The organism is Paraburkholderia sp. CNPSo 3272 (assembly GCF_024206495.1).
In the GTDB taxonomy this organism is placed as follows: Bacteria; Pseudomonadota; Gammaproteobacteria; order Burkholderiales; family Burkholderiaceae; genus Paraburkholderia.
Genome location: NZ_JAMBPQ010000071.1, coordinates 1 through 21190, shown reverse-complemented (window position 1 = coordinate 21190; position 21190 = coordinate 1). Strand labels below are relative to the sequence as shown.

At 66.6% G+C, this 21190-nt stretch carries 22 protein-coding genes and 1 pseudogene; 9 read left to right on the top strand and 14 right to left on the bottom strand.

Annotated elements, in window-relative coordinates; translation table 11 throughout:
* Positions 1-534: 534 nt before the first annotated feature.
* The 7 genes from M3I53_RS37075 to M3I53_RS37045 form a co-directional block, all read right to left on the bottom strand.
* A complete protein-coding gene (locus tag M3I53_RS37075; protein ID WP_254320700.1) occupies positions 535-1089 on the bottom strand; it encodes a phosphonate degradation HD-domain oxygenase in 555 nt (184 codons plus the stop codon).
* 73 nt (positions 1090-1162) lie between these two features.
* Complete coding sequence (locus M3I53_RS37070) at positions 1163-1774, bottom strand: GntR family transcriptional regulator (RefSeq protein WP_254320703.1); 612 nt, start codon at positions 1772-1774, stop codon at positions 1163-1165.
* Between the two features lie 145 nt (positions 1775-1919).
* Positions 1920-2795: a 2-aminoethylphosphonate ABC transport system, membrane component PhnV gene (gene phnV / locus M3I53_RS37065; RefSeq protein WP_254320699.1), complete on the bottom strand. Its 876-nt coding sequence runs from the start codon at positions 2793-2795 to the stop codon at positions 1920-1922.
* Positions 2785-3699 (bottom strand): 2-aminoethylphosphonate ABC transporter permease subunit, encoded by a 915-nt coding sequence (locus M3I53_RS37060; protein ID WP_254320698.1) that lies wholly within the window; start codon positions 3697-3699, stop codon positions 2785-2787. Before M3I53_RS37060 ends, phnV begins: the two co-directional genes overlap by 11 nt.
* Entirely contained in the window at positions 3677-4786 is a 1110-nt protein-coding gene (gene phnT / locus M3I53_RS37055) for a 2-aminoethylphosphonate ABC transport system ATP-binding subunit PhnT (RefSeq protein ID WP_254320697.1), read from the bottom strand. The genes M3I53_RS37060 and phnT overlap by 23 nt, the downstream gene beginning before the upstream one ends.
* 226 nt (positions 4787-5012) lie before the next feature.
* On the bottom strand, positions 5013-6095 hold the full coding sequence (gene phnS / locus M3I53_RS37050; RefSeq protein ID WP_254320696.1) for a 2-aminoethylphosphonate ABC transporter substrate-binding protein: 1083 nt from the start codon (positions 6093-6095) through the stop codon (positions 5013-5015).
* A 423-nt stretch (positions 6096-6518) separates the two neighbouring features.
* Positions 6519-7274: a DeoR/GlpR family DNA-binding transcription regulator gene (locus M3I53_RS37045; RefSeq protein WP_069261815.1), complete on the bottom strand. Its 756-nt coding sequence runs from the start codon at positions 7272-7274 to the stop codon at positions 6519-6521.
* A 176-nt stretch (positions 7275-7450) separates the two neighbouring features.
* Between M3I53_RS37045 and M3I53_RS37040 the strand changes: the two genes are divergently transcribed.
* The gene (locus M3I53_RS37040; protein WP_254320695.1) at positions 7451-9037 is read left to right on the top strand and encodes an AarF/ABC1/UbiB kinase family protein; all 1587 of its coding nucleotides are present in this window, start codon (positions 7451-7453) and stop codon (positions 9035-9037) included.
* A 200-nt stretch (positions 9038-9237) separates the two neighbouring features.
* Positions 9238-10152: a DMT family transporter gene (locus M3I53_RS37035; RefSeq protein ID WP_254320702.1), complete on the top strand. Its 915-nt coding sequence runs from the start codon at positions 9238-9240 to the stop codon at positions 10150-10152.
* A gap of 42 nt (positions 10153-10194) precedes the next feature.
* On the opposite strand, the gene M3I53_RS37030 is transcribed toward M3I53_RS37035, so the two are convergent.
* On the bottom strand, positions 10195-11442 hold the full coding sequence (locus M3I53_RS37030) for a L,D-transpeptidase (RefSeq protein ID WP_254320701.1): 1248 nt from the start codon (positions 11440-11442) through the stop codon (positions 10195-10197).
* Between the two features lie 178 nt (positions 11443-11620).
* On the opposite strand from M3I53_RS37030, the gene nadE reads away from it, so the two are divergent.
* On the top strand, positions 11621-12493 hold the full coding sequence (nadE, locus tag M3I53_RS37025; RefSeq protein ID WP_254320694.1) for an ammonia-dependent NAD(+) synthetase: 873 nt from the start codon (positions 11621-11623) through the stop codon (positions 12491-12493).
* A gap of 17 nt (positions 12494-12510) precedes the next feature.
* Here the strand turns inward: nadE and M3I53_RS37020 are convergent, their stop codons facing one another.
* Positions 12511-12780 (bottom strand): RNA-binding protein, encoded by a 270-nt coding sequence (locus M3I53_RS37020; protein WP_254320693.1) that lies wholly within the window; start codon positions 12778-12780, stop codon positions 12511-12513.
* A 340-nt stretch (positions 12781-13120) separates the two neighbouring features.
* Positions 13121-13675 carry a hypothetical protein gene (locus M3I53_RS37015; protein ID WP_254320692.1) on the bottom strand — a complete coding sequence of 185 codons (555 nt, stop codon included), beginning with the start codon at positions 13673-13675 and terminating at the stop codon, positions 13121-13123.
* Between the two features lie 393 nt (positions 13676-14068).
* On the opposite strand from M3I53_RS37015, the gene M3I53_RS37010 reads away from it, so the two are divergent.
* On the top strand, positions 14069-14575 hold the full coding sequence (locus tag M3I53_RS37010) for a DUF1993 family protein (RefSeq protein WP_042266481.1): 507 nt from the start codon (positions 14069-14071) through the stop codon (positions 14573-14575).
* Between the two features lie 89 nt (positions 14576-14664).
* On the opposite strand, the gene M3I53_RS37005 is transcribed toward M3I53_RS37010, so the two are convergent.
* Positions 14665-15291, bottom strand: a complete 627-nt coding sequence (locus M3I53_RS37005) for a LysE family translocator (RefSeq protein WP_254320691.1) — start codon at positions 15289-15291, stop codon at positions 14665-14667.
* A 136-nt stretch (positions 15292-15427) separates the two neighbouring features.
* Here M3I53_RS37005 and M3I53_RS37000 point away from each other — a divergent pair, with 136 nt between their 5' ends.
* The 3 genes from M3I53_RS37000 (at position 15428) to M3I53_RS36990 (ending at position 16667) form a co-directional block, all read left to right on the top strand.
* Complete coding sequence (locus tag M3I53_RS37000) at positions 15428-15892, top strand: Lrp/AsnC family transcriptional regulator (protein ID WP_254320690.1); 465 nt, start codon at positions 15428-15430, stop codon at positions 15890-15892.
* Between the two features lie 36 nt (positions 15893-15928).
* Positions 15929-16162, top strand: coding sequence for a hypothetical protein (locus M3I53_RS36995; RefSeq protein ID WP_254320689.1), 234 nt, complete (start codon positions 15929-15931; stop codon positions 16160-16162).
* A gap of 112 nt (positions 16163-16274) precedes the next feature.
* A complete protein-coding gene (locus M3I53_RS36990) occupies positions 16275-16667 on the top strand; it encodes an NUDIX hydrolase (RefSeq protein ID WP_254320688.1) in 393 nt (130 codons plus the stop codon).
* Here M3I53_RS36990 and M3I53_RS36985 read toward each other — a convergent pair.
* The gene (locus M3I53_RS36985) at positions 16664-17851 is read right to left on the bottom strand and encodes a pyridoxal phosphate-dependent aminotransferase (RefSeq protein ID WP_254320687.1); all 1188 of its coding nucleotides are present in this window, start codon (positions 17849-17851) and stop codon (positions 16664-16666) included. The genes M3I53_RS36990 and M3I53_RS36985 overlap by 4 nt on opposite strands.
* Positions 17852-18049: 198 nt before the next feature.
* Here M3I53_RS36985 and M3I53_RS36980 point away from each other — a divergent pair, with 198 nt between their 5' ends.
* On the top strand, positions 18050-18796 hold the full coding sequence (locus tag M3I53_RS36980) for an IclR family transcriptional regulator (RefSeq protein WP_254320686.1): 747 nt from the start codon (positions 18050-18052) through the stop codon (positions 18794-18796).
* Between the two features lie 35 nt (positions 18797-18831).
* Here M3I53_RS36980 and M3I53_RS36975 read toward each other — a convergent pair whose 3' ends face one another.
* On the bottom strand, positions 18832-19827 hold the full coding sequence (locus tag M3I53_RS36975) for a LacI family DNA-binding transcriptional regulator (RefSeq protein WP_254320685.1): 996 nt from the start codon (positions 19825-19827) through the stop codon (positions 18832-18834).
* Between the two features lie 303 nt (positions 19828-20130).
* Here M3I53_RS36975 and M3I53_RS36970 point away from each other — a divergent pair, with 303 nt between their 5' ends.
* The gene (locus M3I53_RS36970) at positions 20131-20964 is read left to right on the top strand and encodes an oxaloacetate decarboxylase (RefSeq protein ID WP_254320684.1); all 834 of its coding nucleotides are present in this window, start codon (positions 20131-20133) and stop codon (positions 20962-20964) included.
* On the opposite strand, the pseudogene M3I53_RS36965 reads toward M3I53_RS36970, so the two are convergent.
* Positions 20965-21190 (bottom strand): annotated as a pseudogene (locus tag M3I53_RS36965) (hypothetical protein); the annotation flags it as partial.

Here is a 21190-nt window from a genome sequence, read left to right as displayed (position 1 = left end):
GAGCCAGGATCAAACTCTTCAGTTCAATACCTGTTACTGTTTTCGGTCTCTCTCGAGACCGGTCGCTCACTCAAAGCTGACAGGTTCTGAATAAATTCAAAAACCTGACTTACTTTAGTGTGAGACTCTTGATACTTTTGCTGCTCCCGATATCGCTCCGAAGAACCATATCGGGTCGCCACCGCATCAAGCGCCCACACTTATCGGCTGTAAATTTTTAAAGATCGTTCGCGAAAGCGCCGTTAAAACGACTCAACTACCGGCTTCTTTCTGCGTTGCTGCGTCTGCAGCAGAGAAACGAGATTATGAAGACTGCCCGGCGATCTGTCAACAGGTTTTTTTACTTCGCTCAACCTGCCGCTCAACTTCGAATCACCCGCAGACCCAGTCGCCACAAGGCTTTCGCCTGGGCTTCCCGTCTCCCCGCGCCTTCATCGAAAGCGCGAAAGACCGGAATTCTAGTCACGCAGATGACATCTTGCAAGCGGTTTTTTGACTCGCGTGAAAATCGGAAAAACGCGTGAGCGCATCGCCTCAAACGTGGCGTTGCATGACGCGTTCGACGAGCTGCAGATAATGGTCGAGATCCGGCGTCGGCTTGCCGGGAATCTTCGCGAGATCGTCCCAGCGGCGCAGGCGCACCGCGTCTTCGGCGTGGGGGCGCGCAGCGAAATCCCGCGCCTCGTCGGCATTGAAGATGCCACCCTGCAATTCGAGGCTGCGCACCGAATCTGCGGAAAGGCAGCCGAAATACCCTTCGTCGACGGCGCAGAGGTAGCGCTTCGCATCCACATGCAGGCGGATCGGTTCCAGCACGCTATCGGGCAACACTGGCCGCAGGAACGGCAGCGCAAAGTACTGGTGCAGATCGTCGATGCCGCGTTCGGTCGGCGTTTGGCCCTGACGATTGAGCAGGTGACCCAGATCATGCAGGAACGCCGCTGCGGTCAGCTCTTCAGTCGCGCCGTCCTCTTCTGCCAGCGCACCGCTTTGCAGCGCGTGTTCCAGTTGCGTGACCGGTTCGCCGCTGTAGGCCAACGCGCCATACGTCTCGAACAGCCCACGAATATCCGCGAGGCTCAGTGCCATCTTCTTTAACTCCTCTATGAGGTGAATTCGGCGACGGTCCACACCAGAGCGCCGCCCATCGTTCCATTTGCTCTCAGTCGCCGCAAGACTCGCGCATGCGCCTGGCCGATTCGTCGGCTTCCCGCGATGCGAGCGCGCTCAACAGCGCCCGATGCCCCGCATACGATGCATCCATTGCGCTGTGCGTCGGTGCTGCACGCTGCGAAGAGAGCCGCAATTCGCTCACGGCCCCCTCATAAGTCTCGCGCAGCCTCGCGTTGCCAGCCGCTGCGAAGAGCGACGCGCGAAACGCCTCGCGCGCTTGCAGGAAGGCCTCGCCCTTCTCGGCGACCACCGCGTCCCGCATCGCGCTGAGGTGCTCGCGCAACTCGGCGACCTGCGCCGCGTCGATGCGCGGCGCCAGCATCCGGCACGCCGCTTCGCGCAACGCGGCGCACACTATGCCAAGCTCCTGGGCCTCAGCCGCGCCGACGCTGCGCACGAACACACCCCGATGTTTCTCGTTGCGCACGAGGCCGGCCTGCTCCAGCGCGCGAAACGCTTCGCGCACGGGTCCGCGCGAAACCGCCAGGCGTGCCGCCCAGTCGGCTTCGTTGAGCTTGTCGTCGGGTGCGAGCAAGCCCGCCGCGATGCGCCGCTCGATCTCGTCGCGCACCAGCGCAGTCAGCGAATGCCGGCGCACCATCGCAAGCGGCGTCGTGTCGGACAGCCCCTCAGGATCGTCCGCGTTGCCGCTACTCGCACGCTCATCGCTCATCGGATCTTGCACGTCCTGCCTTGGCCGTCTGTTGCGCGCCTGCGGCGCATCGAACCGCATGGCATCCATCCGCTCAATCCGCCCGCCGGCGCGGCACGCGCGCCGCGATCAGCAGCAGCGCTCCCAGCGAGACTAGCAAGAGCACCAGCGAGAGTGCCGAAGCCGGCAGGTAGTAGCCGCGCTCGACGGCGCCCACCACGACGATTGGAACCGTCGCAAACCCCGGCGGATACACCGTAAGCGTCGCGCCCAGTTCGCCCAGCGACAGCGCGAAGCCCAGCGCGAGACTCGCGCGGATGGCCGGCACGAGCTGCGGCAGCACGACGCGGCGCAGCACCATCGAAGGCGGCGCACCGAGACTCGCTGCCGCTTCGCGCAGCACGGTCAGCTCGGGACGCAGCGCGGCTGAAGCACATCGATAGCAAAACGGCAGTACCAGAGCGAGCTGCACGAACACCACGATCGCAGCCGAACTCGACAGATCCACCGGCGCCTTGTGATAGGCGATCAACACTGCGAGGCCTAGCACTACGCTCGGCACGCCGTTGGGCACCATCGCGAGCGTGTCGACGACCGCGCCCAGACCGCGCCGGTCGCGCCCTTCGAGCGCGAGTGCGAGCCACAGACCCAGCGCCGTGCCGAGCACCGCCACGCCGAAGCCGACTTCGAGACTCGTTGCGAGCGCATCGAAGTCGGTTGAGCCGAGGCGCTCGAACCAGCGCGTGCTGAAGCCGTCGGGCAAGATCGTGCCCGACCAGTGCGACGCGACGCTCGACAGCGCGACGACGATCACCGGCAACACGAAAAGCCAGAAACACAGCAACGCCGCAAAGCCAAGCAGTGCCGCGCTGGCGATGCGCGAAAAGAGGCTGCGCTCGACAGGCCGCGCACGAAGATGCTTGGGCGGCAGCGCGATACGGTCGGAACCGGCGACAGGATTAGTTGACATTGCGCGCGCCTCCATGACTGCGGCGATTCACGCGCCGATACAGCGCATACAGAGAAAGCGACATCGCGAGCATGACCACGGCGCCTGCGGCGGCCGTCGGCAGATCGAGGTCGACCGTGGCCGAACTGTAGATCGCCACCGGCAGCGTGATGAGGTGCGCGCTGCCGAGCACGAGCAGAATGCCGAACTCGTTGAACGTCAGCAAAAAGCACAGGATCGTGCCCGCCGCGATACCCGGCCACGCGAGCGGCAGGATCACGCGCAGGGCGACCATGCGGCTATTCGCACCGAGACTGCGTGCGGCTTCGATCAGGCGCATGTCGAGCAGCGCGAACGCGGCGAGCGTCGGGCGCACGACGAACGGCGCGTAGAACACTACTTCCGCGAGTACGACCCCGCCGATGCCGAACAGGAAGTCGAGCGGCGGCGCCTGCAGATGAAAGAGCCGTTGCAGCCCGATGCTCACCGAGCCCTGCGAGCCGTACAGAAAAATCAGCGTGAACGCGACGAGAAACGACGGAAACGCCACGAACAGTTCCAGAAAACGCGTGACGAGCTGCGCTCCCGGAAACGGTTTGAAGAACAGCAGCGCCGCGAGCGCGACGCCGAGCACGGAAGCCAGACCCGCGCTCAGGAACAGGATCCACAGCGTCGTGGCGATCACGCCGCGCGAATCGGGATTGCCGAAGAACGTCTCGTACGCGTGGAAGCTCAAGCCATGCGCGCCCGAAAGGCTCAGCAGCACGAGACGCACGAGCGGATAGACCACGAGCGGTCCGAGCACGAACACCAGCAGAAACGCGATATGCCATTGCGCACGCCGTTCGCGGCGGCGCAGGGCGGCCGCGTGCGCGTCGGCGCCGGGCAGAGCCAGGGCGGAATCAGGGGTTGATAAGGACGACATCGTCAGCCTCGTAACGCAGGGACACACGCATGCCTTTCGCCGGCGTCATGCCGTGGCCGCGCTGCATGGTGACGAGCACCGGTTCGTTGGGCATCGCGTCGAGCAGCACCGGCACCGAGAGCACCGAGCCATACCACTCGACCGATTCGATCGTGCCGTGCAGCGAGCCTTCGCCGAGCGGCACGACGCGCAGGCTTTCGGGGCGCAGGCACGCGAGCTTGTCGCGCACGTCGTGGCGTGCGTCGCCCACCGGGAACGCGACACTCGGCGGCAGCAGGTTCGCCGCGCCGAGATAACGGGCCACGTAGGCGTCGTTGGGCGTGTCGTAGAGTTCCTGCGGCGTGCCGAGCTGCGCGATGTGGCCATCGCGCATCAGCAGCGTACGGTCGGAGAGCACGAGCGCGTCGTCCTGATCGTGCGTCACGCAGACGATCGTGAGATCGGGCAGGCGTTCGTGCAGCGCCTTCAATTCCGAGCGCACCGAAGCGCGCAGATTGGCGTCGAGCGCCGAGAGCGGCTCGTCGAGCAGGAGCACGTCCGGCTCGATCACGAGCGCACGCGCGAGCGCCACGCGCTGCTGCATGCCGCCCGACAGCTGCGCGGGCATGATGTGCCCCGCGTCGCCGAGTTGCACGAGCTTGAGCGCGTCGGCCACGCGCCGCGCGATGTCGCGTGACGGCACACGGCGGGCCTTCAACCCGAATGCGACGTTCTCGAACACCGAGAGATGCGGAAAGAGCGCGTAGCTCTGGAACAGCAGACCCAGGTTGCGCTGATGCGGCGGCACATGGGTCAGATCGTGGCCCGCCACGGTGAGCGAGCCCGCGAGTCCATCGGCTTCGATGAACCCGGCGATGAAACGCAGCAAGGTCGTCTTGCCGCAGCCGCTGCGGCCCAGCACGGTCAACAGTTCGCCGCGGCGGATCGTGAGCGACAGATCGTCGAGGACAGTGCGCGCGCCGAAGCGCACGCTCAGGTGATCGATCTGGACGCCGGCGACGCCCGAGGCGTCCGTCGCGTCAGTCAGTCCGGACACATCCGGCAGCGCGCGGGCCATGCCGGCCGGCGCGAGGCTTGCGGTATTCACCGGCTTCATCTCCTATCGATCAGAGTGGACGCTTTAGCTGTCGACCAGAGTTGGCGCTTTAGCTGTCGACCAGAGTTGGCGCTTTAGCGCTTACTCTGGTCCCATGCAAAGCTCCTTACTCCGGTCCGATGCAAAGCTCCTTACTCTGATCCTATGCAAAGCTGTCGATGGGACCTGGCGCTTCGGCGCTTAGTCCCATCTCCTACAAAGTTGCAGATACAGTTGCTTACTTCGGCTTCACGACTTCGAGCTGCTTGCCCGACGAGCCGATCACTTCGTTCTTCCAGCGCGCCGTCCAGTCGGCCTTCTTCGCCATCACCTGGTTCCAGTCCACCGGAATCAGCTTCACGCCCTGGATGGCCTGCTTGACGGCTTCGCCGTTCTTGCCCGTGAGCGCCACGTCCGTGCGACCCGGAATACCGAAGATGTCCGGCACTTTCGACTGTACGTCCGTCGACATCAGGTAGTCGACCAGCTTCTTGCCTTCAGCCTGGTTCGGGCCGTTCTTGATCAGGCCGATTGCGTACGGCAGCTGGAACGTCGTGGGATGACCGCCAGCATCGGCCGCCAGGAAGATCGGCTTGAGCGAGAGGCCGCCGTTGGCCGCGTCGTCGAGATCCATCTGCAGGTCGCCGTTGGCCACCGCGATTTCGTTACGCGAGAGCAGCACGTCGAGGTAGCCCGTGCCCTTGGTGTGGAACTTCGCGCTCTGCTCGAGCTTCTTGAGGTAGTCGAACGCCTTGTCTTCGCCCATCAGCGAGGTCGTGAGGATGATGACGGCCATGCCGTCGCCAGCCGTGGCGGGGTTCGAGTACGCGACCTTGCCCGAGTAGTCCGGGTGCAGCAGATCGGCAAACGTCTTCGGCTCGTTCTTCACGACATCGGGATTGATCGCGAACGAGAAGTAGTTGTTCACGAACGTCGCCCACGAACCGTCGGTCGCCTTCGCGATCGTCGGCACGTTCTTGTAGTTCACGCTCTGGTACGGCTGGAGCAGGCCGCTCTGCTGCGCCGTCTGGATGAACGGCGGCAGCGTGACGATCACGTCGGCCTTCGGCGAGTCCTTCTCGACGTTCGCGCGGTTCACCACTTCGCCGCTGCCCGCCGTCACGATGTTGACCTTGACGCCTTCCTTCTTCTCGAAAGCCGGCAGCACGTCCTTGTAGAGATTTTCGAGGCCGTCGGCCGTGTACAGCACGACGGCGTCGGCGGCGTGCGCGCTCGCTGCTGCGCCCAGAAGCGCCGCGGCGGCCGCGATCGGCAGCAGCTTGCGTGCAAAACCCGCGCGATGGGAATTCGTGTGGTTCATGTCACTCTCCGAAGGCAAAACCAGGTGCTCGGGATACCCGATGCGTTTGTGATTGAATGGATCGAACTGAGCTGAACAATCCGAACTTCGGCGGACTGCGCCGCCTGTCGTTGCCCGCCCCGCGGTGGTCCCTATCGCGGATTGCAGATTGTCTACAATCCGCCGCTTTCCACCTGAACCGGCCGGCCCGGCGAAGCTGCGCAATCGCCGCTCGCATCGCTCACCGGCCCATCTGGACGGGCCCCGCAAGAATCACAGGTTTTGATGACAGGCGCATGACGATTGTGGCGTTTGTCAAAAAATTCCACAATTCGCCAATATTCGACAAGTCGCATAGGCATGCTCATTCTGCCGGAATGGTGTTGATGGCAGCCATGCGGATGTGTAGACGGCCAAGCGCTGCGCGCCGCGCCGCAGGAAGACTCAGGCGATGACGAGTTCGGGCCCGCGCGCCGTAATCGCGCGCGCGATGCTCTTTTCGGGCGCAAGCTCGGTGATGACGTAGCGCGCCTGCTCGAAGCCGTTGATGCGCACGGGTGTGACGCGCCCGAACTTCGAATGGTCGGCGACGACGATCGCGCAGGCCGTGGCTGCGAGCATGCGGCTGCGCACCTCGGCGACCATGCGCGAGTAGTCGGTGAGCCAGCCGTCGGCGGTGATGCCGCCGGCGCCGACGAACGCGAAATCGGCGTGGTACTGGGCGAGCTGCTGCACGGTGTCGAGGCCGAAGGTCGCCTCCTCGTGGTCGGACAGCTCGCCGCCCAGCAGCGTGACGCGGTTCTCGTTACGGCGGCCGAGCAACAGCGCGATGCGCCAGTCATTGGTATAGACCGTGAGGCGATGGCGGTCCGTGAGCGCGCGCGCGAGCGCATGCGTGGTGCTGCCGGAATCGATGATGACCGAGGCGCCGTCGGGCACGAACTCCGCCGCGCGTTCGCCGATCGCACGCTTGGCGCTCGCGTTGGCGGCTTCGCGCACGTCGAGATCGGGCTCGCGGCGGTCGCTCGAGAGCGCGCCGCCGTGGGTCGTGACGAGCAGCCCGCGCTCCGCGAGGGTATTGAGGTCGCGCCGGATCGTCTCGCGCGAGACGCGCAGTTCGCGCACGAGGTCCGCTACGGAAAGCGCGCCTGTCCGGTTCACTTGCGAGAGGATGTATTGGTGACGTTGTTCTGCGAGCATCTCGGTGGGCCGGTCGTGCGTGGAAAAAACGCCAGGAATGAAGTGAGTCCGGCGCGAATCCGGAAAAGCCGCCGTATTGTATTACGCATGCGCAGAACGAGCCTGCCCTGCCATCGCGTGCCCATCCCTGCTAATCTCGTGGGGACCGCGCGCTCACGCGATGACCATTGGAATTCATGCGTTCACGACTTCGTCAATTGCGTCTGCTGTTTTTTGCCCTGCGTTATGGCTTCAGGCTGATCTGGCTCGCCGCGCCCGAGCATCACAAGCTGCACTGGTTCCTCACGCTCGCCTCGAACGTGTACGGCGACCCGCGTCTCGCGTCGCGCCTGCACGGCTCGCTGCCGCGTCTCGCGCCGCTTGCCGCGGCCTTCGCGCAAACGCTCGCCACACGCCCCGAACTCGCGGGGGCGACCTTGCACGACGCGATCGACGCCATCGAGCATTTCGAAGCGCCCCTCGCGGGCGAAGCGCTCGAGACAACGCTGCGCGGCGCACTCGGCAAGCCGCCCGAAACGATGTTCACGTGGATCGACCCCAAGCCCGCCCATAACGGCTGGTGCGAGCAGACGCACATCGCGCGGCTCGCGCTGCCGGTGAGCGGCCACCAGATGATCACGCTGCGCGTGCTGCGCGCAAAACAGGTCCTGGAAGTCGACGACGACGCCGCGCTCCTGTGCGCCGTGGCCCGCTGGATAGAGCGCTTTTCGCGCGGCGCGCGCAAGCTGCAGCTGCACGCGCTCGCGCAGGCGCTGCGCGACGATCTGAACCGCCGCTTCGACCTGCGCGCCCAGGCCGCCAACCTGAGCCAGAGCGGCCATCAGCTTGGCGACGACCCGCGCATCGTCGTGCCCGACGTGATCTGGGACCTCTGCACCCCTCAGACGATCGCCGTGCAGCACATCGACACCGTGCGCGCGACCGATATCGCCGGGCTTGCCGAGCACCACATCAACGTCACCCAGGTGGCGGCCCATCTGATCGAAGTGGTCACGCGCCAGGCGTTCGAGCACGGGTTCTTCCATGCGGCCCTCGACGCCAGCCGGGTCGCGGTGAGCGTCGAACCCGAGACGCGCGGCCGCCTCGTGCTCGCGGGCGCGGCGCTGATGACGAGCCTTTCTTCGCCTGAGCGCGAGTTTTTCGTGCACGGCGCCACCGCGTTGTTCGAGCAGGACTACGGCCGGCTCGCCACGCTGCATCACGTGTCGGGCCACGTCCCCGCGCATGCACGCACCGAACAGATCGAGGCCGAATTGCGCACGCGCAGCGAACCGTATTTCGCGAGCGACACCGACGAGCGCAGCGCGGGGGCGCTGTTCCATCATCTGCTGCATTCGGTGCAGCCGTTCGGCGGCGAAGTCTCGCCGCGCCTCGTGGCGGCGCAGCGCGCGTTCGGCCAGGCGGAGCAGCTGGCCCGCTCGATTCACCCGGGCGTCGACGCGTGGGGTATCGCACGGCACACGCTCGCCGACATTGCACGGCAAGATCTCGGCCACCATGGCTGGATCCGGCGACTGTCGCAGGAGTTGCCCCACCTCGCACAAATCGCCCCGCGCGTGCCGCAGATGGTGTTTCGCTTCCTCGAGCACCACGCGAAGGGCGGACACGGTCCCGCTGCCGGACAGGCCGCACGGCCGGCCGCGCAGCAGGCCGCCTTGCTTGACGCCTGGCGCCGCGAGCATCGGCGCACGCGCGCGCTGCTGCTCGCCTGTGCGGTCTGCGGCGGCTTGATCGGCGTGACGGCGGTGTTGTTTGGAAGCTAGCGGCCGCTAGCGTTTCCGCCTTGTCGATGTTTGCAGTGGCTGGCGCGGGATGGGCCAGGCGGTTAGTTGCGTTCCCCTCATCGTACGGCGCACGCGGGGCCAATGCAGTTCTGAACAAGACCGCCACCTGCACCTCGCGCGATACTCCGGGCCTTTCATGTTTCTCCGCGCGCAGCGACAGCGTGCCCACTTCGACACCGATGCTCGCCGCCTTCGCACCCACCCTTTTCGTCTTCCTGTGGTCGACGGGTTTCGTCGTCGCGCGCGCCATTGCGCCCTACGCCGATCCCAACGTGTTCCTGCTCGCGCGCTTCGCAGGCACGGCGGCGCTGTTCACGATCGTCGCGCTGGTGATGCGCGCGCCCTGGCCGCGAGGACGGGAAATCGGCAAGCATCTCTTCGCCGGCGCACTCCTGCAGGGCGTCTATCTGGGCGCGGGCTACTGGGCGGTCGCGCAGGGCTTGAGCGCGGGCGTAATGGCGCTGCTCGGCGCGCTCCAGCCGCTCCTGACGGCCGCCATCGCGGCACGCACGTTCGGCGAGCGCCTGCCGCCGCGGCGCTGGACCGGCATGTCGCTCGGCCTCGCCGGCGTCGTGCTCGTGCTGAGCCCGAAGTTGTACGCCGCCATGCACGCCGGCAGCGGCGCGATTGCGGACGCCGCTGCCGCGACCGCGCCCGGGCACGCTCACGCGAATCCGCTGCTCGTGGTGGTGGTCGCGGTGGTGTCGGTCGGATCGATCACGGCGGGGACGCTCTACCAGAAGACCTCGCTCGCGCAAGCCGACATTCGCAGCGCGAGCGCCGTGCAGAACCTGGGCGCGGCCATCGTCGCCGCCGTGCTCGCGCTCGTGCTCGGCGAGACGCGCTGGATCTCGACGCCGACCCTGTGGTTCTCACTTGCGTGGGGCATTGCGATGCTTTCGGGTGTGGGCGTCACACTGCTCGTGTGGATGGTGCGCCACGGCGACGCCGCCCGCGCCACAGCGCTGCTCTTTCTCGCGCCGCCGCTCGCGGCGCTCGAAAGCTGGCTGCTGTTCGGCGAAACGCTGACGCCCGTGCAGACGGCGGGTTTCGGCGTCGCGCTCGTGGGCGTGCTGCTCGCGCGGCGCGCGTAGCGCCCGCGCATCCGCGCCGGATTGCGCACACAGTCGGCGATCTTAGTCAGCGGTGTCGGCGCCGGCCGGCACCTTCGCGCGAGCCTTGCCGCCGGGTGCGGGCGACCACGCCGGGCGCGTCTTGCGCTCCGAATCGACCACGACGACAAAGCGGCCCGCCCACGGCGTGATCTCACGGTCCGAGTGGAGCACCCAGAGCGATTTGCCCGCATCGATCAGCGCCTGGTATTCGGCGTCGATGACGCCGTAGTGGTCGATGAACGCGTTGAGCGTCGCGGGAATCCGCACGCAGCCCTTCGAGTGCCGGATGCCGAGCAGCGGCTCGAGGCGGTCGGGGTCGGTGGCGTGCATCTGGAAGCGCATCTGCGAATAGCCGCCCTTGCCCCAGCCGCGTTCGCCGTCCACCCAGCCGAAGTCATAGATGCGCATGTCGCGCCGGCCATAGCCGCGGATGTTGTTCTGGTTCATGGTGCCTTCCGCGCGGAAGTCCATGTTCAGCGGTGTGTGCTCGAACACGCCGAGCGGCGTGAGGAAGTGGTCGAACTCGCCGGGGCGCCCGGTCGCGACCGGCGACGCGCCGATCATGAGCCACGGCTCGTCGGGCATGGCGCGGAAGTAGATGAAGAGCGCCTGCACATTTGCGTTGCGATCGACGAGGATGACGAACTCGCCCGCCAGCGCGCCAAGGTTCTTCTCTTCGAGCGCGGCCTGCAGGCGCTGGCCGTAGGCGCGCTGCTCCGCCAGCGGCACATGCAGGCGCCGGTTGACGTCATGCGCGAAGCGCTTGCGCATCTCGAGCGCGCTGCGGGTTTCCTCGGCCGCTTCCTGCGGCGTGAGCATCCGGTGAATGGGCAGCACCAGCGCGGGAGGCGCAGAGGCGGCCAACGCGGCCGAGGCCGCGGAAGCCGGCTGAGCCGACGAAGCGGCGGACGCACTTGAAGCGCCCGAAGCTGCCGAAGCAGGGGCAGGCGTAGAAGCGGCGGAGGCCGCTTTGGCAACCGGGCGAGCGGCCGAGGCGCCCGAAGCCGCCGATGCAGCGGATACGCCCGGAGCGGCCGGCTTCGACGCCGCCTGTGCCGGCGCGCTGCGCACAGCGCCCGAGGCAACGTGCGCGCCGGAAGCCGGCGCGGCATCGGAGGCGTAAGCGGCGCTTGCCGCCCACGAGGCGTAAAACCAGGTGCAGAGTGCGGCCGCTATTGCGCGGCGCGCCGGCGCGCCCAACCACTGCGTTCTATGATGGGGAAGTTTCGGGGCGTCGCCCCGGGCGCCACCGCGTACGCGAGCGCCCATGCGCCGCGAAAAATTGTCGTTCATCGTGAGTCCGGCCGATTGTGCGTCTTGTCTGAAGTCGGATACGTCGGGCGCCGTGCCGTGCGGCGTCGCTGACAGCGCCACGACGACCCGACATTAGACCAGACAACACAGACTGCGCGCATATGTCGCGTGCGAGCCAATTTGAGGAACCCCCATGCCCACCCAATCGGACGCCGAAACCGATCGCCTCGCCCGCCAGCACCGCATCATCGCCGAATTGAACGTCGCCGCACGCTTCGACGCACACAGCGAAACCGAGAGGCGCGTGCACTTTCTCGGGCAGCGCCTCCAGGCGAGCGGGCTGCACACGCTCGTGCTGGGCATCAGCGGCGGCATCGACTCAGCAACGGCGGGGCGCCTCGCGCAGCTGAGCGTGGAAAGCCTGCGCGCGCGGGGCCAGACGGCGGCACGTTTCATCGCGATGCGTCTGCCCTACGGCACCCAGCGCGACGAAGCGGACGCCGCCGCCGCGCTCGCCTTCATCGCCGCGGACGACATCCTGACCGTGGACATGCGCCCCGCCGGCGACGCGATGCTCGCCTCGCTCACTGCGAGCGGCCTCGCCTTCGCCGACGGCAGCGAGCAGGACAAGGTACACGGCAACATCAAGGCGCGCGAACGGATGATTGCCCAGTACGCGGTGGCGGGTGCGCGAGCGGGACTCGTGATCGGCACGGATCACGCGGCGGAATCGCTAATGGGCTTTTTCACGAAGTTCGGCGACGGCGGCGCCGACATCCTGCCGCTCGCGGGCCTGAACAAGCGGCGCGTGCGCGCGCTTGCGCGAGCGCTGGGCGCTCCGGCCACGCTGGTGGAAAAAACGCCCACTGCGGATCTGGAAACGTTGCGCCCACTGCACCCAGACGAAGACGCCTACGGGATAGGCTATGACGAGATCGACGACTTTCTGGAAGGCAAACCGGTGAGCGAGCGCGCGTACGAGACGATCTTTCGCTTTTACGAGTCGACGCGCCACAAGCGGGCGCTCCCCTATACACCGTACGACACCGCCGACGACGGCCGCTGAAGCCCGGCGTGAACGGCTCAGCTGCGCTGCGGCGGCTCTTCGTCGTCGAACGGCGGCGCACTCACCTTCAGCGCAACGCCTGCGAGGCGGCGCGATTGAAGCTCGCGCGCCACGGCATCGGCCACGTAGGGCACTTCGGAATCGAGTTCAAGATCCGCGTGCGCGTTGGGCGTGCCCGCGTCATAAACGGTGATGCCCTTGGCGTACTTGCCGAGTTCGCGCTCGAAAAAGCTGCGCACATCCTGCTCGCTGCAGGTTTCGGGGACATTCCAGACAGTCAGGTGCATGACGGCCTACCTCGCGGGATCTTCGGACCCGACGTGCCGTGTTTAGCGGAACCGGCGGGGTTGCGTCGCGCGTACCCGCACGGGCTGCAGGCTCGTACGAGCGCGAGCACGAGTCCGCGCCACCTGGCCGAGCACGGCAGCGACGCCAAGCAATAAAAGGCTGGACGTAAGCATTGTTGTGACTCCCTGTTGTTGATGAATGTCAGCATAGTCGCATTTGCTGAGCGGTGCGCTGCGGCATATTGTCTGGCGGCAAATGGCTAACCGAATGCCCGATCGCCTGCCGCGCATCAGTGATCCGGTCCGCAATCAGCATGCCCGAGTAGAAGGCACGCGCGCTTCAGGTACCGTCGTCGCGGCTTGCCGAGGTCGCCTCGTTGGCCGACCCGCCGCAGTCCATGCGGGTGAGGCGGTCGTACTGGTGCACCCAGTTGCCGGTGATCGCGGCCTGCGCCTGGGCCAGCGTCATGCGCCCCGCGCACACGCAGCGCTTCAGGCGCACCGTGAGCAGCGACTTGCGGCGCTCGCCGGCGTGGCCGCCCCATGGGATGAGATCGAAGTTTGCTGTGGCGTCCGGCGACCCGCCGAGAACGATCGGCACGTGCCGGTCGAGCGCGTAGCCCACGCCGTTGTCGGCGTCGATGCCGCGCGATGCGAGCATGCGGCCCTTCAGCGCCATGGTTTCGTCGAACGGCGGCGCCACGGTGTCGGCGTAGCCCGGACGGCAGATCGTGTCCGTCACCGATTCCTGCGTGACGCGCGTATCGAGTAGCCGTGGATCTTGCGCGATTGCGGCCTGCGCCGCGCTGCCGGTCGCGAGCGCCAGCAGCGAAACGCGCAACACTCGCGCGCGCCACCGCTGCGAGCCAGTGCCACAAACAATGCCTTCTGCCATGCGGCGCGCGATGCGGCGTATTGGTGCCTTTTCTGCGTTCATGGTTGAGCGCATCGTGCAGCACGATGCGGAATGGATGGTTGGTGCCGGGCTATTAAATCACAATAAAATATTGTCAGGGCAATTGCACACATCGGCCTGCAGGCATGCTGTTGTGCATATCGCGCGCCGGCCCGCACTGCATCGCCGCAAGCGCTCGCAACCTCAAGGTTTCACAAGGAATTTTTGCTCTGTAGTCCCAGGTAATCTATGCGCCCGGCGAATTGCCTGGCCATCGCGCCGGTGCTGGCCGTCTGGCCGATGGCGGCACGCGACGCGTTAGCGCATAATGGGCCGCCCGGTCAGCTCCAGAGCGGAGCGCATCGCGCGCATTCGAAGAAACGAGGAAACCCCATGTCCATTTCCATGTATCAAGCATCGGTGCCCGTGCTCGTGCGCGGCCTCACCAATCTGCAAAACATCATCGGCAAGGCGCAGGCGCATGCGGCGGAAAAGCAGATCGACCCCTCCGTGCTGACGGGCGCGCGACTCTTCCCCGACATGCTGCCGCTCATGCGTCAGATCCACATCGCCACCGACACCGCAAAGGGCTGCGCGGCGCGCCTCGCCGGTGTGGAGGCCCCGAAATTCGAGGACGTCGAGGTCACCTTCGACGAATTGCATGCCCGTATCCAGAAGACCATCGACTACTTGAACGGGTTCAAGCCGGAGCAGATCGACGGCACGGAAGCGCGCAGCATTACGCTCAAGATGCGCAGCGGCCCGATCGAGTTCACGGGCCAGAGCTATCTGCTCGGCTTCGTGCTGCCCAACTTCTTCTTCCATGTCACCACGGCCTACGACATCCTGCGTCACAACGGCGTGGAACTGGGCAAGCTCGACTATCTTGGCGGCCGCTAACGCGAGCCGCTAAACGCGAGCAATAAAAAAAGCGTGTGGCGCCCCGCGCGCCGCACGCCTTCTCGCAACCGTCTGTGCCGGCAGCGGCGTCAATCGAGCGAAAGCCGCAGCGCGAAGCCGATCAACGCGGACGAAAACGCCCACTTCTGTACCGTCTGCGCTAACGGATTGCCGCGCAGCCACACGGCGATGCGCGCGGCGCCGAGCACGTAGATCACGTCGAAGAGCGCGCACACGGCAACCAGCAGGACGCCCAGCACGGACACCTGCAGCCAGACCGAGCCCGCCTCGGGCCGAATGAACTGCGGCAGCAGCACCGAGCAGAACAGCAGCGCCTTCGGGTTCAGCAGGTTCGTAAGCAGGCCCTTGGCGAAATCGGCGCGGCGCGGTCGCGCCACTGCCACACCCTCCTGCTCGGGCATCGCGAACGCCGGTGCGCGGAAGATCTGCACGGCGATCCACGTGAGATACGCTGCCCCCACGTAGCGCACGACTTCATAAAGCCACGGCGCATTGCGCAGCAAGGCGGCAAGACCGCAGGCCGACAGCGTCACGTGGGTCGCACGCGCGAGTCCCAGGCCGCAGGCCGCCGCGAAGCCGCTGCGCGTGCCGCGGCTCATGCTGGTCTGCATCACGAGCGCCATATCGGCGCCGGGCAGCGCGCAGACGATAATCAGGGCGACAATGAACATCAACAGCAGGTGGGCGGAAATCATGGTGGGCTCGCGTGAAAGAGGCTCTATCTTGCCGCTACACGCAGAGCGATTTCTGGCGATTTTCATAGCATGTAAGCCATATATTGGCGGGATGCGCTAAAATTTCCGCATCCGCACCAGAACTCCCCTAACCGCCATGAGCGACCTCGACAAACTCGACCGGGCGATACTCGGCGCGCTGCAAACCGACGGGCGCATGCCGAACGCAAGGCTCGCCGAAACGGTGGGCCTGAGCGAAACGCCGTGCGCCCGGCGCCTCAAGCGCCTCGAGCAGGACGGCTATATCGAGCGTTACCGGGCCGTGCTGTCGCGCCGCGCGCTCGGCTATGGCGTGGTGGGATTCGTCTCGGTGCGCTTCGCCGTGCACGACCGTGCGCTGGCCGACCGCTTCGAGCGCGAGGTGCTGGCGATCGAGCGCATTCTGTCGTGCCACAACGTATCCGGCACGGCAGACTATATTTTGCAGGTGGTGGCCCGCGATCTCGACGACTACGGCACCTTCATGCGCGACCAGCTGCGCAGCTTGCCCGGTGTCACCTCGGTCGAATCGGCGCTGTCGCTGCGCGAAGTGAAGGCCGAGGGCGGACTGCCCCTGCCCTGAACGCAGCCAACCTCATTCACAAGAACGGAGCTTTCGATGACCCCAGAACAGGCACGAGCCGAAGAAGCCGCCGCCATGGAGCGCGTACTGGCCGCGACCCAGCGCGTCAAGTCGGCGTTCACCTCGCTGCAGTCGCAGTTTCCGCCGGAAGGCGATGGCAAGCCGACGCAGTTCGCGCTGCAGACCTTCGACATGGCACTCCAGGAACTGGAAGACGCCCAGGCCGCCTTCGACGAGATGCTCAACGATCTCTTCGACGGCGAACGCTGAACCTGCCCGCTTTTGCTGCGCGCCCCGCAAAGGCAGCGCGGCATGCAGCTTCCGATCGGCTTCGCCAATGATTCGGATTCCATATCGACATCGACACAGCATGACCGATGACATGAACGCTACCGTCACCGTGCTCGGCGTGGGCGTCGTCGTCCGCAACGGCGATGCGTGGCTGCTCGGCCTGCGCAAAAGCACCTGGGGACGGCACACCTGGGCTTTCCCCGGCGGAAAAGTCGACTCCGGCGAGGATCCGCTCGCCGCGGCCGCACGCGAGCTGCGCGAGGAAACCGGCCTGAAAATGCTCGACGCGCGAGCCGCCGGCTGGGCCAGCGGCTGGCTCGAAGCCGGCCGCGTGCGTCATGTGACGCTGTTCGTCGAGGCCGCCGCGCCGGGTACGCCCATCGTCGCGGAGCCCGACAAGTGCGCGCAGTGGGCGTGGTTCACACGCAATGCATTACCGGCCGAGCTGTTCGAGCCCACGCGTCTCTACTTCGAGACCCGCTAGCGCGTCGCGGCTGCGGCACGCTCCCGGACAAAGGCCGCGATGCGCTCGCAGGCCTCGACGAGCCTCGCCTCGTCCACGACGAAACCGAGCCGCACATAGCCGTTTGCCGTCTCGCCGAACGCGCTTGCGTCGAGCACGGAAACCTTCTGCGCCTCGAACAGCTGCCAGGTGAACGCGTGCGTGTCGAGGCCCGTGCCGCGGATGTCGATCATCATGAACATGCCCGCTTCCGGCAACAGGCACTTGAGCCCCGGTACGCCCGCCAGCCGCGAGTAGACGATGTCGCGCCGGCGGCGATAGATCTCACGCATTTCAGCGACGATCTGCGCGCGGTTGTCGAGCGCCGTGATCGCCGCCTCCTGGATGAAACCGGGCAGCCCGTAAAGCATGCAAAGCGCGAGCCGCGCCAGATGGGCAATCATCGTTTCGGGCGCAATTACCCAGCCCAGGCGCCAGCCCGGCATCGCATGCGACTTCGAGAGACTGCCGAGCGTGACCGTACGCTCCGCCATGCCGTCGAGCGCGGCGATGCTGACGTGCTCGCGCTCGAACGTGAGGTCGGCGTAGACCTCGTCGGAGAGCACCCACAGGTCATGCCGCTTCGCCAGTTGTGCGACGCGTTCGAGGTGCGCGCGCGGCATCACCGCGCCGGTGGGGTTGCACGGCGTCGCGAAGAAAATCGCGCGCGTGCGCGGCGTGACAGCGGCATCGAGCGCGTCGCAGTCGAGATGAAAGCCGTTCTCGGGATCGACGGGCACCGGCACGAGCGTCGCGCCCGACGCGCGAATCGCGGCCTCGTAGGTCAGGTACATCGGCTCGGGCACTAGCACTTCGTCGCCGGCCTCCAGCAAGCAAAGCGACGAAGCGAACAAGCCGTTCTGCGCGCCCGCGCAGAGAATCACGTTCTGCGCGCCGACCGCGCGCCCGCTTTGCTGCGCATGCTCGCGCGCAATCGCCTCGCGCAGCGGCTCGCGGCCCATGATGGCCGAATAGTGCGTATCCCCTTCACGCAGCGCGGCCACCGCGCGCTCGACGATGGGCGCGGGCGTGCCGAAGTCGGGGTCGCCCACGCTCAGCACGATCACGTCCTCGCCACGCGCCGCGGCCTGCACCGCTGCGTGATGGATCTCCCACGCCGTCGTGCGACGGCCCTGCAACCGCTCGACCAGATTCGAATACTTCATCTTTCGCGACTCTCCCGAACATACGGCGCGCCTCGCGCGCCATGGCGTTCAAACCGTTCCCGTTGATTCGTGTGTGCAACGATACCAAGGAACGATGCCGCTGAGAAATGTCGATGCGCTCATGGACGTTCCAACGTGGTGTTAGTATTTCCAGCCTGTTGGATGATCTTTTGTCGGCAAACCCGGCGCGCGCGCTCCATGTCCTCACCCTACGAAGTTCCGGCGCTACGGCGCATACACGATATTCTCGACTTGCTCGCGCACGCTCAAGGCCCGATGCGCGCGGCGGTAATCGCACAAGCCACGGGTCTTTCGCGCAGCACGCTCTATCTGATGCTCGACTCGCTCGAGCGTCGGCGCTGGATCGAAAAGCGCGCCGACGGCTATATCGTCGGCCTCACGTTGTTCGAGCTAGGCAGCGCTTACGTGCGGCACGATCGGCTCCAGGAAGTGTTCCGCCAGGAGGCGACCGTTTTCGTCGCCACGCATAACGAAGTGGTTCAACTCGCGGTGCTGGACGGCGCTGAGGTCGTGTATCTCGCGCGCGAGGACCCCGCGCGGCCCGTGCGTCTCGTCTCCGATCTCGGCTCGCGGCTGCCCGCGCACTGCAGCGCGCTGGGCAAGGCGCTCCTCGCCAGCCTTTCCGATGATGAAGTCAACGCCATCCTGCCGCGCCAGCTTCCCGCCGTGACGGCCAACACCATCACGCGCAAGCAGGACCTGTTGGCGGCGCTCGCCGCGATACGGCGCTCGGGCCTCGCGCACGAGCGCGAAGAAGTGACGGCGGGCATCGCGTGCTTCGCGGCGTTCGTCGGCGTGACGGCGCTTGGCAAGCGTGTGGCGGTCAGCGCGAGCCTGCCGCTGGAGCGGCTGGACGCGCGGCGCGAAAAGCGGCTCGCCATCGCGGTGGTCGAGATGGCGCAGCGCATCGCCAAGGGGCTTTGACGACGCGAGCGCTTCAGTACACTCGCGGCGGGTCCTCAAGCGCTCTCGCGCGGCATGACCGTGTACTGAATGCGTGTCTTCACGGGATGCGACGCGCTTGCGCCGTCCGCTGCCGCGAGGGCGGCGACGATCGCCTCGCCCGTGCGCTGGCCGATGCCGTAGGCATCGACCGAGATCGTGGTGATCGCCGGGTGGCAGCACGCCGCGATCTCGAAGTTGCCGAAGCCGGCAACGGCCATGTCGCGGGGCACGCTGAGGCCGCGCCGCTGGCACTCCATGATCGCGCCGAACGCCGACATGTCGCTCACGCACATCACGGCCTGGGTGTCGGGCCAACGCTCGAGCAGCTCGGCCATGGCGGGCGCACCATGGCTCATCGTGACCGGCGAGTCGCCGAGTTGCACGACGCGGTGCCTCTCGAGCCCGAGCGCCTTCGTCTCCATCTGAAAGCCCTTGAGGCGGTCAAGGCCGCGCCGGTCCAGGTCGCCCGCGCCGCCAAGAAAGCCGATGCGGCGATGCCCCTTGTCCGCGAGATAGCGCACCATCTCGCGCGCGGCGCTCACGTTGGAAAAGCCCACCGCCATGTCGATCGGCTCCGTGGGCAGGTCCCACATCTCGACGACCGGTACGCCCGAGCGCTGCAGCAGCGTGCGTGTGGCGTCCGTATGCTGCGCGCCCGTGAGCGCGATGCAGCGCGGCTGGTGGCGCAGCATCTGGCGCACGAGACGCTCCTCGCGGTCGAGGAAGTAGTCGGTGTCGCCGATCAGCAGTTCGAGCCCTTGCGGTTCGAGCACCGCGGTGAGGCCGCTCACGGTGTCCGAGAAGTTGGAGCTGGAAAGCGACGGCACGAGCACGGCGACGAACGACGAGCGCCCCGAGGAAAGCGCGCCGGCCGCCGCGTCGGCCACGTAGCCCAGCTCGTCGATGGCGCGCTGCACGCGCTCGCGGGTCGCCTCCGACGCGCTGCGCCCCGCCATCACGCGGGACACCGTCATCTTCGAAACGCCCGCGAGACGGGCGACATCGGACATGCGGGGCGGCGTGGCTTTCGGAGCGCTGGTTTTGGACATCGGGGCTGGACGGCAAAATAAAAAGAACGCATATCATAACGGCTGCGCCCTTCTTTTCCTCGTTTCGCGCCGTTGCATGCCATCGCCTTCGTAGGCGTTCATTTAATTCGCGATCCTTATCTTTGTCCAAGATCCCTGCGCAGGGGAACGCCGTTCGATTCGGAAATCGAGGAATTCGGTCACAATCGGTGACCGGCGCCGGAGGATGCGCACGCCCGCGCAGACGCCCCGCGCGCCCGCCCATGAGCCAGGAGGAAACTTGCCATGTCAGGCCCCGCCCGCACTATCGCCGAGAAACGCGCCGAGTTTCGCGCGCTGCACGCCGCCGGTTGCTTCGTCCTGCCGAACCCGTGGGACGTGGGCAGCGCGCGCTATCTCCAGAGCCTCGGCTTCAAGGCGCTCGCGACCACCAGTTCCGGGTTCGCCTGGTCGCGCGGTCATGCCGACAACAGCCTGCCGCGCGACGCGATCCTCGCGCATCTGCGCGAGATCGTCGCGGCGACCGACGTGCCCGTGAACGCCGACTTCGAAAGCGGCTTCGGCGCCGATCCTGCAGGCGTCGAAGCAAGCGTGGGGCTTGCCGTCGAGACCGGCGTCGCGGGACTTTCCGTCGAAGATTCGACCGGCGACGACGCCGCGCCGCTGCTGCCGATCGAGATCGCCGTCGAACGCATGCGCGCGGCGCGGCGCGCCATCGACGCCCGCGGCGGCGACACCTTGCTCGTCGGCCGCGCCGAGAACTTCGTGGCGGGCGTGCCCAATCTCGACGACGCCATCGCTCGCCTGCAGGCGTACGCGCAGGCAGGCGCGGATTGCCTCTATGCGCCCGGCATCCAGACACGCGAGCAGATCGTGGCCGTCGTCACCGCTGTCGCGCCGAAGCCGGTGAACGTGCTGATCGGCGCGAAGTCGGCCTTCACGCTCGACGATCTCGCCGCGCTCGGCGTGCGCCGCGTGAGCGTGGGCGGCGCGCTCGCCCGCACCGCCTGGGGTGGATTCATGCACGCGGCGCAACGGCTCACCGAAGGGCGTTTCGACGGCTTCGAAGGCGCGGCCCCGGGCGGGACGCTCAACGCCGCCTTCCGTAGCGAGAGCTAATCACGCTACGTGCGTGGCGCGCGCAGCTTGCGCGCCGAGCGGCGAACGCGCGGCGACGCTGCCCGCTTCGCCAAAGCACGCCAGCGCCCACGCCACGAACGCGCGCTGCTTGGGAGCCTGCGCGCGGCGATCCGCATAAAGCAGATGCATCGGCCGCACCGGCGCGGCATACGCCTCGAGCACCGGCACGAGCCGCCCCGCCGCCACCGACGGCGCGAGGTTCGGC